Here is a 14,134-nt window from a genome sequence, read left to right as displayed (position 1 = left end):
GACCGGAGGCACACCCGCATGAGATGGACCCGGCGCCTGCGCCTGGGCATGGCGGGGGCGGTGGCAGCGTCCGCGCTGTTCGCCGTCCCCGCCGCAGCCGAAGCATCCGGCCATGGTCAACTCACCGACCTGGTCAACCCGTTCATCGGTACCGAGAACGACGGCAACACCTATCCCGGCGCCGCCGTGCCTTTCGGCATGGTGCAGTTCTCGCCGGACACCGGCCACAACACCGGATACGACTACTCCCAGAACCACATCCGCGGCTTCTCCCTCGTGCACCTCTCCGGCGTCGGCTGCGGGCTGGGCGGCGACCTGCCCGTACTGCCCACGACCGGCGAGGTGACACAGACGGACTACGCCCAGTACGCGGCCGAGTTCAGCCACGACGACGAGCACGCGAGCCCCGGCTACTACCAAGTCGGCCTGAAAACAGGCATCGAGGCCGAGCTGACGGCGACCGCGCGCACCGGTGTCCAGCGCTACACCTTCCCGGCCACCGACAAGGCCAACGTCCTGCTGAACGCGACCCAGTCACTCCACTCCGGGGTCACCTCGAAGGTCGAGATCCTCGACAACCGGACCGTCCGCACCTCCATCACCGGCCGCGGCTTCTGCCAGGACACCAAGCCGTACACCGTCTACACGGTCACCCACTTCGACCGGCCCTTCACCACGTACGGCACGTGGAACGGTCCAACGGTGACCGCCGGTTCGCGGACCGGGAGCGGCGGCGCGTACGTCCGCTTCGACACGTCGAAGGACCGTACGGTCGAGGCGACCACGGCTCTCTCGTACGTCGACGCGCACGGCGCGGCCGTCAACCTCCGTGCGGAGGGCGGGAGTTCGTTCGACGCGGTACGCCACCGCGCCCAACGGGCCTGGGAGGACCGGCTGGACGACGTCCGAGCACAGGGCGGTTCCGACAGCCTGCGCCGGACCTTCTACTCCTCCCTGTACCGGTCCTTCCTCGCGCCCAACATCGGCAGCGACGCCGACGGCCGCTACACCGGATGGGACCAACAGATCCACCGCGCAAGGGACTTCACGTACTACCAGAACTGGTCCCTGTGGGACACCTACCGCACCCAGTCCCAACTCCTCGCCCTGCTCGCACCCCGTGAGGCCCGGGACATGGCGATCTCGGTGATCAAGATCGACGAGGAGAGCGGATGGCTGCCCAAGTGGGGCTACGGCACGGTCGAGACGAACATCATGACCGGCGACCCGGTCACCCCGTTCCTCACCAACGCCTACCAGCAGGGCTTGCTCAAGGGCTACGAGGAGCGCGCCTACCGGGCGCTGAAGCAGAACGCCGACGGCGTACCGCCCACCGACTCGGCGGCCGTGGGCCGGGAGGCGAACAAGGAGTACCTCGCGAACGGGTTCGCGCCGTACATCAAGGACCGCCCGCACGCGAAGCCCGGCGACTCCGACTACGACCACGGAGCCTCGGCCACCCTGGAGTACGCCCTCTCGGACGCGATGCTCGCGCAGATGGCCCGCGACCTCGGGCACGGTGCCGACGCCGCGCGCTATGCCGCCCGCGCCCAGAGCTACCGGAACATCTTCGACCCCTCGACCGGCTTCTTCCGTGCCCGTGACGCCTCCGGCGCCTTCGTCGGACCTGCCGATCCGGCGCAGAGCGAGGGCTTCCACGAGGGCACGTCGTGGCAGTACCAGTGGCTCGTCCCGCAGGACCTGCCCGGCATGGTCGACCTCATCGGCGGCCGGCAGGCGGCCAACGACCGGCTCGACGCCTTCTTCGCCTACGACCAGTTGCTGGCCGACCCGGCGAAGACCGCGCGCGAGGTGTGGGTCAACGGGCCGTACGACTACTACAACGCGGACAAGTACAACCCGCAGAACGAGCCCGACCTGATCGCCCCGTACACCTACCTCTCGACCGGGCAGCCCTGGAAGACGACCGACGTCGTCCACGCCGCGCTCACCCTCTTCACGGACGGCCCGACCGGCATGACCGGCAACGACGACCTCGGCACCATGTCCGCCTGGAACGTGCTGTCGTCGATCGGGATCTTCCCGGTCCAGCCCGGCTACGACACCTGGGGCCTGTCCACGCCCGTCTTCGACCGGGTCGACCTGACCCTGGACCGCCGCTACTACCCGCACGGCGCCCTGACCATCAAGGCGCCCGGCACCTCCGCCGCCGACCGCTACATCCAGGCGGCCCGGACGGACGGGACGTCGTACGACCGGACGTACCTGACGACCGGCGATCTCCGCTCCGTACGGTCGCTCGACTTCACGGTCGGCCCGCACCCGTCGGAGTGGGGTACATCACCCCGGGCGGCGCCACCTGCGCTGAAGTGATCCCGTGCGCCTCTAGAGTCCCGCCCCTCCCAGAGGGGCGGGATCGGGGCCGGATGTAATCTGCTGTTAACTGTGCGTAGCTTGATCGTACTTGACCGTAATCGCTTGTCAGCGCTTGACTGCTGGCTCACCCCTAGTCGACGCGAGGCAAGCAATTGACTTCTGACCTGCTCGCTCCTCTCGACCTTGCGTTCTGGAACATCGAGTCCGACCGGAACCCGATGCACCTGGGCGCACTCGGCGTCTTCTCGGCACACTCGCCGACCGCGGGAGCCCACGCCGCCGACCTCCTCGCCGCCCGTGCCGCCGCCGTCCCCGGGCTGCGGATGCGTATCCGGGACGTGTGGCAGCCGCTGTCCCTGTCCTTCGGGAGCGCCACCCGCGAGGAGGACCCCGACTTCGACCCGCTGCACCACGTCCGGCTGCACGCTCCGACCGCCGACTTCCAGGCGGAGGCGGGCCGGCTCATGGAACGCCCGCTGGAGCGCGGCCGGCCGCCGTGGGAAGCGCATGTGCTGCCCGGTGAGGACGGTGTCTCGTTCGCGGTGCTGTTCAAGTTCCACCACGCCCTGGCCGACGGACTGCGGGCGCTGACCCTCGCGGCCGCCATCCTCGACCCGATGGACATGCCCGAGCGTCGCCCGCGCCGTGCCGAACCCGCGCGCGGGCTCGTCCCCGACGTGCGCAGACTGCCCGAACTGGTCCGCGGCGCCCTGTCCGACGTGGGCCGGGCCCTCGACATCGGGGCGTCCGTCGCCCGCTCCACCCTGGACGTCCGCTCGTCGTCGGCGCTGACCTCCGAACCCTCGGGCACCCGCCGTACCGCCGGAGTCGTCGTCGACCTCGACGACGTGCACCGCATCCGCAAGACCGTCGGCGGCACTGTCAACGACGTGCTGATCGCGGTCGTCGCGGGCGCCCTGCGCAGCTGGCTCGACGAACGCGGCGACGGCAGCGAGGGCGTCGCGCCCCGCGCCCTGATCCCCGTCTCCAAACGACGCCCGCGCAGCGCGCAGCCACAGGGCAACCGGCTCTCCGGCTACCTGATACGGCTGCCCGTCGACGACCCGGACCCCCTCGCCCGGCTCGACTCCGTGCGCGCCGCCATGGACCGCAACAAGGACGCCGGACCCAACCGGGGCGCCGGCGCCGTCGCCCTGCTCGCCGACCACGTCCCCGCCCTCGGCCACCGGCTCGGCGGACCCCTCGCGGCCCAGGCCGCCCGGCTCTGGTTCGACATCCTCGTCACCAGCGTCCCGCTGCCCGGCATCGGCCTCAAGCTCGGCGGCAACCCGGTCACCGCGGTCTTCCCGTTCGCCCCGCTGGCCCGCGGCCAGTCCCTCGCGGTCGCCGTCTCGACGTACCGGGGACAGGTCCACTACGGCCTGGTCGCGGACGCCGAGGCCGTACCGGATCTCGATGTGTTCGCCCGCGCGCTGACCGAGGAGGTGGAGACACTCATCACCGCCTGCGGGTCGTGACCCGGCGCGGGTTTGGTGCTGCGGCCCGGCGCTCCGTAAAATTCCCGGTTCGACGGTGTGCGCGATCGAGCGCCGCCGCGGATGACCCAAGGAAACGGCAGCGCGATGACGGTGACAGAGAACGGCGCCACGACCCCGGACGAGGTCGTGTACGGGCCCGGCATCGACCCCGAGCGGCTGGCCGTCTGCCTCAGCGTGCTCGACGAGCTGGAGAAGATCGACGTCGACCACCCCGACGCGATCACCGTCCGCCGCGCCACCGCGGGCATCTACCGCAGCGTCAAGCAGCGCCGCCGCCAGGACCGCCGGGCCGCGAAGACCGCGCACGACAAGGCCGTCACCGAGTCCACCGCGACCGGCTCCGCCCAGCGCATCGACGACGAGACCGAGGGCCTTCTCCCGTCGTCGGTGACGGAGGAGGGCCGGATCGCCGGGATACTCCAGCGACCGCGCTCCTGCTACACCTGCAAGACCCGGTACGTGGAAGTCGACTACTTCTACCACCAGCTCTGTCCCGACTGCGCCCGCCTGAACCGCGAGAAGCGCGACGACCACGCCGACCTCACCGGCAAGCGCGCCCTGCTCACCGGTGGCCGCGCCAAGATCGGCATGTACATCGCGCTGCGGCTGCTGCGCGACGGCGCCCACACGACGATCACCACACGGTTCCCGAAGGACGCCATCCGCCGCTTCAAGGCCATGGACGACTCGGCGGACTGGCTGCACCGCCTGGAGGTCGTCGGCACCGACCTGCGTGACCCGGCGCAGGTCGTGGCCCTCGCCGACCAACTCGCCGAGGCGGGCCCCCTCGACATCCTGATCAACAACGCGACCCAGACCGTACGCCGGCTGCCCTCCGCCTATGCCGCGCTCGTCGACGGCGAGAGCGCCCCGCTGCCCGCCGGTGAACTCCCCGCCCACCACGTCATCGGCGCCTTCGGCTCCGGCGCGGTCGACGGCCTGGCCGCGCTGCCCGTAGGCATCAGCGGCCTCGACGCCCAGCAGGTCGCCGACCTCGCCCTGGTCGCGGGCAACGCCAGCGTCGCCCGCCACCTCGACGGCACGGCGATCGACGCCGGCGGCCTGGTCCCCGACGTGGTCGACACGAACACCTGGGTGCAGACCATCGAGCAGATCTCCCCCGTGGAGCTTCTCGAAACCCAACTCTGCAACTACACAGCCCCGTTCATCCTGATCAGCAAGCTCCGCCCGGCCATGGCCGCCGCCGCGAAGGCCGCGAGGAGCGGACGCGCGTACATCGTCAACGTCTCCGCGATGGAAGGCGTCTTCGGCCGCGGCTACAAGGGCGCCGGACACCCCAACACCAACGCCGCCAAGGCCGCGATGAATATGGTGACCCGCACCAGCGGCCAGGAGATGTTCCAGAGCGACGGCATCCTCATGACCTCGGTCGACACCGGCTGGATCACCGACGAACGCCCCCACTACGACAAGCTCCGCCTCGCCGAGGAGGGTTTCCACGCCCCCCTCGACCTGGTCGACGGAGCCGCCCGCGTCTACGACCCGATCGTCCTCGGCGAACAGGGCGAGGACCTGTACGGCGTCTTCCTGAAGGACTACGCGCCCGGCAAGTGGTGACCGGGCGCTGTCGTCACGCGGTGCCGGTCATGGCGTCAGCCGCCAGAGGGACGTGATCTCGGCGCTCCGTGCCGCGTGGAGCGGGTCGCCGGCGTCCTCGGAGCGCGGGTGCCGGGGCCTGGTGTCGATCCTGTCCACCACGCGGAGCTGTGCTGCCTGGATGGCGTCGAGGAGCTGCCGGCGCGTCCGGAGTCCGAGGTGCTCGGCCAGGTCGGACAGGACGAGCCAGCCCTCACCACCCGGCCGGAGACGGGCGGACAGCCCGGTGAGGAAGCCGTTGAGCATGGCGCTGTCCGGGTCGTAGACGCCCTGCTCGATGGGGCTGGTCGGACGGGCGGGGAGCCAGGGCGGGTTGCACACGACGAGATCGGCCCGGCCCTCAGGGAACAGGCCGGGGCCCGACACCTCGATACGGTCGGTCAGCCCCAGCCGTTGGACGTTCTCCCGGGCGCAGACCAAGGCGCGCGGGCTGATGTCGGTGGCCACGACCCGGTGGACACCCCGGCGGGCCAGGACCGCGGCGAGGACACCGGTTCCGGTGCCGAGATCGAACGCCGTACCGGTGGCGGGGCCGCGCAGGACCGCCGGGGGGAGCGGTGCCTGGGCGACCAGGTCGACGTACTCGCCCCTGACCGGCGCGAACACGCCGTAGTGAGGATGGACGCGGGTGCCGAGCGCCGGCACGTCGACTCCCTTCGCGCGCCACTGGTGAGCGCCGATCACGCCCAGCAGTTCCCTGAGGGAGACCACCGTGGGGCCCTTCGAGGGGCCGTAGGCGTCCAGGCACGCCTGGCGGACCTCGGGGGCCCGGCGCAGCGCCAGGGTGTAGTCGTCGTCCAGCAGCACCAGGAGTTTTCCGAGCACACGGGCACGGTGACCGCTGCCGCGCCGGTGCAGGCGGAAGGACTCGCTCGGGGAAGTGCCGGACCTCGGCTCTTTGCGGTCGATGCGGCGGCCCATCGCCCGCAGGAGTTGCCGGGCGTTGTGGAAGTCGCCCTGCCAGAGCAGGGCCGTTCCCTCGCAGGCCTGACGGTAGGCATCGGCGGCCTTCGTCCGGTCGTCGGCGACGAGGGTGCGCTGTGGAAGAGGTGCGGCGTTCTCGGAATGCCAGCGGACGGACCGCTGAGTCTCGCCGGTGGTCCAGTGGATGGTGGACACCATGAACTCCTCGTGGTCGAACGTGCAGGGGTCACGAAGAGCACTTCGACGGGGAGCAGGCTGGACCCACGCCCGTCCATCGGACAGACGTGTGTGTTGGGGGGAGTCGGCCGTTACCGCCCTCGCGTCGAAGCGCGAGAGCGGACGTCCCAGACAACCATGCCGAGCATCAGGGCCAGCCTTTTCGGAGGAGTGCCCGCAGGCTCGCACAGGTACGGCTCGGCCACCAAACCCACCAGGACAGTTACTCAGCTGGTCGCGGTACCTGGGCTGCGCGGCCTGGCCGACCTCAGCCGGTCGTGGACCGCGTACCCGCCCGACGTGTACGCCGGCCGCACCCGGGTCCCGCCGTCCACCAGCAGATCCGCCCCGGTGATCCACTCGGCCTGGTCGGAGGCCAGCCACAGGACGGCCCGGGCGATGTCGGCCGGTTCGCCGATGCGGCCGAGCGGCAGGCCGGCGGCGACCTCCGCCTCGCCGGGTTCCCACACGAACCGCGCCATGTCGGTGCGGACGAGTCCGGGGGAGACGGAGTTGACCCGCACCTTCGGGGCGAGTTCGCCCGCGAGCTGTGCGGTCAGATGCAGCAGGGCCGCCTTGCTGGTGCCGTACGCCCCCACGTTCGGGCCGACATGCCCGGCGCCCTCCGTGCACACGTTGACCACCGCGCCGCCGTGCTCCCGCATCCACGCCCGCCAGGCACACTGCACCAGCCGCAGCGGCGCCTCGACGTTCACGGTGAACGCCGTCCGCCACGCGTCCGGATCGGCGTCCATGAGCGGGCCGTACGGCTGGTTCGTCGCCGCGTTGTTGACGACCACGTCGATCCGCCCGAACGCGCGCAACGCCAACTCGGTCAGCTCGCGCAGGTGTTGGGGGTCGGCGACATCACCGGCCAGACCGACCCCGCCCAACTCCTCGGCGGTGCGCCGCACTTCGTCGGCGTCCCGCGCGCTCACGCACACCAGCGCCCCGGCCTCGGCGAACGCCTCGGCGACCGCGCGCCCGATCCCGCGCGTGCCGCCGGTGATCAGAGCGGCCCGGCCCCGTAGACCGTACGACGACGTCATCGCCGTACAGTCTCATGACGGACCGTCAGTCGACAGCCCCCAGGCGGGAGTTGGGAAGTCGGGAGTTCCGGGCGGCCACGATGCCCAGTACCGTGCGCCAGTCCTCCAGGACCCCGGCGTCGAGGCCGACGACCTTGGCCGCGTCGTCGGCCTGGCGCAGGGTGATCGCGTCGTCGGCGAGGGGGTCGCGCTCGAAGGCGGCGGCCTCGGCGGGGGACATGGGGCCGCCCTGGGTGCGGAGGGTCAGTGCGCTCTGTGCGGACAGGGCGCGGCCGGGGGAGGAGGTCGCGAGGTAGCGCTTCGCGGGGACGTGCAGGCGGACGAGGTGGGCGACCCGCTCGCCGAGCAGGGCGCGGACGGCGTCCGCCGCGTGGTCGGCGTGCCCGGCGTCGTCGCCCGACTGAAGGAGATGGCCGATGTCGTGGACCAGGCCGGCGAGCTGAAGTTCCTTGTCGGCGGGGCGACTTCGGCGCAGCAGCGCGGCGGTCTGTAGCGCGTGGTCGTGCAGATCGACCGGATCGCCGCTCCGGTCGGGGGTGTCCCAGGCGCCCCGACAGGCGTACAGCAGATCCATCAGCTCCTCGACGCTGCGCAACTCCATGCGTCAGTCCTCCCGCGAGACAGCCCGTGCGGAACGCCAGGAGATCATGGCGAGCTTGCGGATCGGCCAACGGGACCTGAACTGCGTGACGCCCGCCCGCTCCTCGGACCTCGCCATGTGCGTCGGTCCCACCGGGCTGTAAAATCCGTTCATACCGGACAGGTGTGGGCAACGTCAGCGCACGTATTTCGATGATCGACGTCGTGACAGCGAAGGACACCACCATGGACCGCTCGGATTCCGAAGGCCGTCCCGGCGGCGACCTGGGGCGTGGAGCACCGGGTGTCCCGGCGCGCGGCCGTGGGCCCAATCGCCCCGGTGACATCTCCCAGGAGGACGACACGGCACCCTCGGCGGGCTGGGGCGCCGCGCCCCGTGCGCACGGTCTTGACACCGTCGGCACCATCAAGGCGATGCGGGACGGCCGGGTGAAGGTGTTCGTCGCGATGGGCGGCAACTTCGTCCTCGCCGCCCCCGACACCGACGCGACCACGGCCGCACTGCGCACCACCGAACTGACCGTGCAGGTGAGCACCAAACTCAACCGCAGCCATCTCGTCCACGGCCGCCAGGCCCTCATCCTCCCGTGCCTCGGCCGCACCGAGAAGGACACCCGGACGACGGGGGAGCAGGGCGTGAGCGTCGAGGACGCGATGAGCGAGGTGCACCTCTCCTTCGGTATGCGCAGGCCGCCCGCCGAGACCCTCAGGTCCGAGTGCGCGATCGTGGCCGGGATGGCACGGGCGACACTGCCCGACTCGACAACACCGTGGGAGTGGTACGTCGAGGACTACGACCGGATCCGCGACACCATGGCCCAAGTCCTCCCGGGCTTCGAGGACTTCAACCGCCGGGTGCGCGAACCGCTCGGCTTCCGCATCACCCAGCCCGCCCGCGAGCGCGCGTTCCGCACCGCCTCCGGCCGCGCCGAGTTCCACCCGGGCGAACTCCCCGACGTGACCCCGCCCCAGGGCATGCTCGTCCTCTCCACGATGCGCTCGCACGACCAGTGGAACACCACCGTGTACTTCGACGACGACCGCTACCGCGGGGTCAAGAACCTGCGCACCCTGCTCTTCATGAACCCCAAGGACATGGCCGAACGGGGCCTGGCCGAGTTCGACCTGATCGACATCACGAGCCACGCACGCGACGGCAGCACACGCTCGGTCTACGGCTACCGCGTCATCGCCTACGACATCCCGCCCGCGAGCGTCGCGGGCTACATGCCCGAACTCAACATCCTCTGCGGGCTCGACGACTACAGCAGGCAGAGCGACCAGCCCCTGATGAAACACCAACTCGTCACCGTCACCCCGTCGCAGGACGGGCGAACACTATGAACGCAATGATCGACGGGTAGTCCCCACCAGCGGCGGTTCCTAACATCACGGTTCGCAGGGCAACTTCGCACAGCGAATGCATAGGAGCCGCTCCCGTGACGACACTCGACCCGCCCGTACCGCTACGCCGGAGACTCCCGGCCCCTCGCCACCGACGGGCGGTACTGGCCGCCGGCGTGGCCGCGGCACTCCTCGGCACGCTCGGCAACGCTCCCGTGCCCCAGGCACAGGCCGAGCGGCCCGCGGTGGCCGCCTGCCCGCCCAACCTGCTTGGTAAGGCGACGTGTTACACCGGCCGGGACACCAACGGGGCGTACTACGCGATGGCCGTTCCGACCCGCTGGAACGGATCCCTCGTCGTGCACGCGCACGGCGGACCCGACCTCGGCGACTCCTCGGACCCGGCGCGCAGCACCGACGACCTGAACCGGTGGGCGGTCATGGTCGACGAGGGCTACGCCTGGGCCGGCTCGTCCTACCGTCGCGGTGGCTACGGCACCCGGATGGCGGCCGCCGACACCGAGAACGTACGCAAGCTGTTCGTCGCCGAGTTCGGCAAGCCGAAGCGGACCTATGTGCACGGCCAGTCCTGGGGCGGCGACGTCGCCGCCAAGGTCGCGGAGACCTACGGCAGACACCCCGGCGCCTACGACGGCGTACTGCTCACGAGCGGTGTCCTGGGCGGCGGTTCGCGCGGCTACGACTACCGGGTCGACCTACGGGTGGTCTACCAGTACTACTGCCACAACCACCCCCGCCCGACCGAGCCGCAGTACCCGCTGTGGCAGGGCCTGCGCGCGGACTCCACCATGACGAGCGCCGGGCTCCGCGCCCGCCTACAGGAGTGCACCGGATTCTCCTCCGCCCCCGCGGACCGGACCGCGCTCCAGCAGCGCAACCTCGACGACATCCTCGCGGTCACCCGCATCCCGGAGCGCTCGCTCGAATCACATCTGCGGTTCGCCACCTTCACGTTCCGGGACATCGTGTCGACCCGCCTCGGCGGCCGCAATCCCTTCACCAACAAGGGTGTGCGGTACTCGGGTTCACACGACGACAAGGCACTCAACGCGGGCGTCGAACGCTTCTCGGCCGACCCCACCGCACGCCGTGACCTCTCCTACGACAGCGACCTGACGGGCAAGGTCTCCATCCCGGTCCTCACGATGCACGCGATCGACGATCCGACGGCCTTCGTCGAGCACGAGGCGGCCTACCGCGCCACGCTTCAGGGCGCCGGCCGGGGCGGCAACCTCGTCCAGACCTTCACGAAGGAGACCGAGCACAGCGCCCTGAGCGACTCCGAGTACGCCAACTCCATTGCGGCGCTGGACACTTGGGTGCGTCATGGACGCAGGCCGACCGCGCGCTCGGTCGCGGCCTCGTGCGCGGCCTTCGACCGGAAGTACGGCAGCGGGTGCTTCTACGACCCGACGTTCCACCCCGCGCCGTACGCCTCCCGGATCCGGCCCCGGCCGGGAGGGCTCGCCTGGCCCGCCATGACCGCGGGTCAGGAACGGGCGTGGAGCCGGATCGACGGCGTGGGGATCGCTCCCTGAACCCCGGCCGCGCAAGGAGTTCCCGGGCCGGTCCTGTCGGGCCGGCCCGGGAGGGCTCACTGGGTGTAGGTGTAGTGCGGGCTGTCGTACTGAGGCCCGTTCTTCTCGTAGGTGAACCAGTAGGTCAGGGTGGAACCGGTGGCGAGTGTGACGTTCTGTGTCCACGTGCCGCCGCTGTTGGTCATCCGGAAGTTCTGCTGGCCGGCGCCGTTGATCAGGTAGTGCACATCGACGTACGCCGCGGGTGTGGTCGGAACGAACGTGATCTGCGCCTGACTGGCGCTCACGTGGGTCACCCCGGCGGTGTAGTCCGGCGTCGTCGTGTTCCCGCCGGTGGTTCCGCCCGTCGTACTGCCTGTGGTGCCGCCGGTCGTCGTGCCGCCGGTGGTGGTCCCGCTCGGGCTCTGCTGGTAGACGGCGAACCAGTCGACGCTCATCGCGGCACCCGACGTGATGCTGCCCGCCTGTGCGGCCGAACTGCACCCGCAGACCTTGTCGGGGTAGGAACCGGCGATCGCCAGGTCGAAGATGGCCATGAACCCGTGGTCGACGGCCGCCTGCCACGTCGCGACCGACACCTGGTTCTCATTGACGGTGAAGGTCAGATTGCCGTCGAGGTAGAAACGGAGCTGCTCCGCGGCGGTGTTCGTGCGGTCGATGATCGCGGAGTACGTGTGGTAGCCGGTCTGGCAGCCCGCGCACGGCTGAAGGTTGCTGGTGATGCCGTCGGGGTCGTGGCACTCGCCCGCCCACACGCCGCAGTGGAAGGTGGTGGAGTGCTGGCTCAGCGCGTTGACGTCCTCCATGATGTCGAACTCGCCGATGCTCGGCCAGTTCGTCGCGCCGACCGGGCGGGCCGCGCCGCCCATCGCCCAGAACGCGGGCCAATAGCCCAGTCCGCTGGCCGGGTTGGGCTGGAGGATGGACGCGCTCATCTGGAGCTGTCCGCCGGCCGGGGCGGCGAAGTCGGTGCGCTGGGTCTCGATGCGTCCCGAGGTCCAGTGGCCGGACCCGTCGCGGAGAGCCTTGATGACCAGGTGTCCCTGGCCGTCCTGGTAGACGTTGTTGGTGGAGTCGGTGGCCGATTCGACTTCGCCCGTTCCCCAGTTGGCGGCACCTCCGGCGTAACCGGTGCCCAGGTCGTACAGCCAGTTGGTCCGGTTCAGCGCGCTGCCGGACGCGCCGTTGAAGTCGTCGGAGAAGAGGGTGGTCCAGCCGGTCGGAGCGCCCGGTACGGCCGCCGAGGCGCTGCCGCCGCTGCCGATCAGGCCCGCGAGCGCGCCGATGAGCAGCACCAGAGCGCTGCCCAGGACGAGGGGGACGGTTCTCTGTCGGCCGGCCGGAACACCGGCGGGCGGTGGGGAGGTTGTCATCGTTGTGGTTCTCCCTGTCGAGCATGCGGGATGGGAGTGCTGCCGGGGCCTGCCTCCTGGTGGGACGGGGGAGCAGGTCGTCTCCGTCGTCTGGCGACATGGTCTGCTGACGTCTTTGAGAGCGCTCTCAGGGTGATCATGGGTCCGCGTTTTTCTCGTTGTCCTCCTCTGCGTCGGCGCCGCCGCACTGTGGAGCCCGGTGCGCGCGGCCGAACACGGACGATCCGCCATGTCGTGTGGGACGGGCCCGAGTTGGCTGCTCACCGGGCGGAAATCGCCGTTTCAATGCAGGAGTGTCCGGCGCGGCTCTGCATGCGTCAATGGCTTCAACGTGATCGGTTGAGGAGTGGGTCTCCTGGCGACGCTCTATGGAGTTCCGAAAAAGGTCCGAACCAAGTTCCGCCGGGCTGTGGAGCGCTCTCCGGCGATCGGTCGAGCGCGGTGGCGTCCCGCTGAGCTGCGGTTCTGCTACGGCGGCGGCAGACTGGAGGTGCTGTCGTCCCGTCGACGGGCTTTGACGCCGGTCGCGGACCTCGCGCGGCGGCTTCAGGAGTCGAAGGCAACCGCTCGCGCGCGTTGCCGGGGGAGCGGGCGGGGGCAGGCCGGACCCGGTGGCTGCATGTCACTAATCTTTACCCCATGTTTTCAGCCCCATCGAGCGGCGGGTCGCTCATTTGGTTAACCTGAGGCAGACGGACAGCGACAAGGGGTCCCACCCACACCCATGGTCCGTCCCGGGGCAAGCCGGTCACAACGGCCTGCTCTCACACGAGTAACCGGCGCCACCGCGTCCGAACTGCCTTCAACCCACGCCCGAGCGGGCCAGGTACCGGACCGGAGACGGCCGGTTGTGCCCCGAGGGTTACCCGACACATAAGGAGTGCGCGGTGACACCGGAGAAGACGAATCGCGAGCAACGCCCCGAGGAACACGCGGAGCGTGCGGGCCACCGGTCCGACGAGCTCGGCAGCCTGGCCGTGTGGGCACGGTCCGCCCCCATCCGTCTCGCGGGCTACGAGGACGACCTCGCCGAGCCCCACATCCTGCCCAGCGTGGACTGACCCCCGCAGGGACCCTTCGCGATCGCCGACAGCATGGGCGTGCGAAAATCACGCCCATGCTGATCAGAGAAGCCGCGGCCGACGACTGGCCGCGGATCTGGCCTTTCTGGCACCGGATCGTCGCCGCCGGCGACACCTACACCTGGGCCCGGGACACCTCCGAAGAGGCGGCCCGGGCCCTGTGGACGTCCCCGCCGAAGCGCGTGTACATCGCCGAGGACGAGACCGGAACCGTCGTCGGCTCGGCCTTCGTCACCCCGAACTACGGCGGCCCCGCCGACCGCATCGCCAACGCCGGCTTCATGGTCGACCCCGACCACGGCGGCCGCGGCATCGGCCGCGCCCTCGCCGAACACATCCTCACCACCGCCCGCGACCAGGGCTTCCGAGGCATGGTGTTCAACGCCGTCGTCGAGACCAACCCCGCCGTCAAGCTCTGGCTCTCCCTCGGCTTCACGATCCTGGGTACGGTGCCGGACGCGTTCGAGCATCCCCGGGACGGACGCGTGGGCCTGCACGTCATGTACCGCGCCCTCTAGAAGGAACCTTTGGCCG

Annotated in this window: 11 protein-coding genes and 1 pseudogene; 8 read left to right on the top strand and 4 right to left on the bottom strand. The window is 70.4% G+C overall.

Annotated elements, in window-relative coordinates; translation table 11 throughout:
* Positions 1–18 precede the first annotated feature (18 nt).
* From OG194_RS04930 to OG194_RS04920, 3 genes are all read left to right on the top strand, one after another.
* Complete coding sequence (locus OG194_RS04930; RefSeq protein ID WP_327399596.1) at positions 19–2,334, top strand: GH92 family glycosyl hydrolase; 2,316 nt, start codon at positions 19–21, stop codon at positions 2,332–2,334.
* Positions 2,335–2,489: 155 nt separating this feature from the next.
* Entirely contained in the window at positions 2,490–3,815 is a 1,326-nt protein-coding gene (locus OG194_RS04925; protein ID WP_327399595.1) for a wax ester/triacylglycerol synthase family O-acyltransferase, read from the top strand.
* A 105-nt stretch (positions 3,816–3,920) separates the two neighbouring features.
* A complete protein-coding gene (locus OG194_RS04920) occupies positions 3,921–5,414 on the top strand; it encodes an SDR family NAD(P)-dependent oxidoreductase (protein WP_327399594.1) in 1,494 nt (497 codons plus the stop codon).
* 27 nt (positions 5,415–5,441) lie between these two features.
* Here the strand turns inward: OG194_RS04920 and OG194_RS04915 are convergent, their stop codons facing one another.
* The 3 genes from OG194_RS04915 to OG194_RS04905 all read right to left on the bottom strand — a co-directional run bounded on the left by OG194_RS04915 (position 5,442) and on the right by OG194_RS04905 (position 8,243).
* Positions 5,442–6,575 carry a class I SAM-dependent methyltransferase gene (locus tag OG194_RS04915; RefSeq protein ID WP_327399593.1) on the bottom strand — a complete coding sequence of 378 codons (1,134 nt, stop codon included), beginning with the start codon at positions 6,573–6,575 and terminating at the stop codon, positions 5,442–5,444.
* Positions 6,576–6,820: 245 nt separating this feature from the next.
* Entirely contained in the window at positions 6,821–7,642 is an 822-nt protein-coding gene (locus tag OG194_RS04910) for an SDR family oxidoreductase (RefSeq protein ID WP_327399592.1), read from the bottom strand.
* Positions 7,643–7,667: 25 nt separating this feature from the next.
* On the bottom strand, positions 7,668–8,243 hold the full coding sequence (locus OG194_RS04905; protein WP_327399591.1) for an HD domain-containing protein: 576 nt from the start codon (positions 8,241–8,243) through the stop codon (positions 7,668–7,670).
* Here OG194_RS04905 and OG194_RS04900 point away from each other — a divergent pair.
* The 3 genes and pseudogenes from OG194_RS04900 to OG194_RS04890 all read left to right on the top strand — a co-directional run bounded on the left by OG194_RS04900 (position 8,242) and on the right by OG194_RS04890 (position 11,145).
* Positions 8,242–8,385 (top strand): hypothetical protein, encoded by a 144-nt coding sequence (locus tag OG194_RS04900; protein WP_327399590.1) that lies wholly within the window; start codon positions 8,242–8,244, stop codon positions 8,383–8,385. The genes OG194_RS04905 and OG194_RS04900 overlap by 2 nt on opposite strands.
* A 229-nt stretch (positions 8,386–8,614) precedes the next feature.
* Positions 8,615–9,586: pseudogene (locus tag OG194_RS04895) on the top strand (molybdopterin dinucleotide binding domain-containing protein); the annotation flags it as partial.
* Between the two features lie 95 nt (positions 9,587–9,681).
* On the top strand, positions 9,682–11,145 hold the full coding sequence (locus OG194_RS04890; RefSeq protein ID WP_442811492.1) for an alpha/beta hydrolase family protein: 1,464 nt from the start codon (positions 9,682–9,684) through the stop codon (positions 11,143–11,145).
* A 56-nt stretch (positions 11,146–11,201) separates the two neighbouring features.
* Here the strand turns inward: OG194_RS04890 and OG194_RS04885 are convergent, their stop codons facing one another.
* Positions 11,202–12,518: a glycoside hydrolase family 16 protein gene (locus tag OG194_RS04885; protein ID WP_327399589.1), complete on the bottom strand. Its 1,317-nt coding sequence runs from the start codon at positions 12,516–12,518 to the stop codon at positions 11,202–11,204.
* A gap of 887 nt (positions 12,519–13,405) precedes the next feature.
* On the opposite strand from OG194_RS04885, the gene OG194_RS04880 reads away from it, so the two are divergent.
* Both OG194_RS04880 and OG194_RS04875 read left to right on the top strand, forming a co-directional pair.
* Positions 13,406–13,579: a hypothetical protein gene (locus tag OG194_RS04880; RefSeq protein WP_327399588.1), complete on the top strand. Its 174-nt coding sequence runs from the start codon at positions 13,406–13,408 to the stop codon at positions 13,577–13,579.
* Positions 13,580–13,635: 56 nt separating this feature from the next.
* The gene (locus OG194_RS04875; protein ID WP_327399587.1) at positions 13,636–14,118 is read left to right on the top strand and encodes a GNAT family N-acetyltransferase; all 483 of its coding nucleotides are present in this window, start codon (positions 13,636–13,638) and stop codon (positions 14,116–14,118) included.
* Positions 14,119–14,134 lie beyond the last annotated feature (16 nt).

The sequence above is a fragment of the Streptomyces sp. NBC_01288 genome, assembly GCF_035982055.1.
Taxonomy (GTDB): Bacteria; Actinomycetota; Actinomycetes; order Streptomycetales; family Streptomycetaceae; genus Streptomyces.
This window is presented reverse-complemented; position numbering and strand designations above follow the sequence as displayed.

Excerpts from the sequence above, each read along its gene's own strand:
- OG194_RS04875 (WP_327399587.1), top strand. The coding sequence starts at position 13,636 with ATGCTGATCAGAGAAGCCGCGGCCGACGACTGGCCGCGGATCTGGCCT.
- OG194_RS04905 (WP_327399591.1), bottom strand. The coding sequence starts at position 8,243 with ATGGAGTTGCGCAGCGTCGAGGAGCTGATGGATCTGCTGTACGCCTGT.
- OG194_RS04915 (WP_327399593.1), bottom strand. The coding sequence starts at position 6,575 with ATGGTGTCCACCATCCACTGGACCACCGGCGAGACTCAGCGGTCCGTC.
- OG194_RS04900 (WP_327399590.1), top strand. The coding sequence starts at position 8,242 with ATGCGTCAGTCCTCCCGCGAGACAGCCCGTGCGGAACGCCAGGAGATC.
- OG194_RS04910 (WP_327399592.1), bottom strand. The coding sequence starts at position 7,642 with ATGACGTCGTCGTACGGTCTACGGGGCCGGGCCGCTCTGATCACCGGC.
- OG194_RS04930 (WP_327399596.1), top strand. The coding sequence starts at position 19 with ATGAGATGGACCCGGCGCCTGCGCCTGGGCATGGCGGGGGCGGTGGCA.
- OG194_RS04885 (WP_327399589.1), bottom strand. The coding sequence starts at position 12,518 with ATGACAACCTCCCCACCGCCCGCCGGTGTTCCGGCCGGCCGACAGAGA.
- OG194_RS04920 (WP_327399594.1), top strand. The coding sequence starts at position 3,921 with ATGACGGTGACAGAGAACGGCGCCACGACCCCGGACGAGGTCGTGTAC.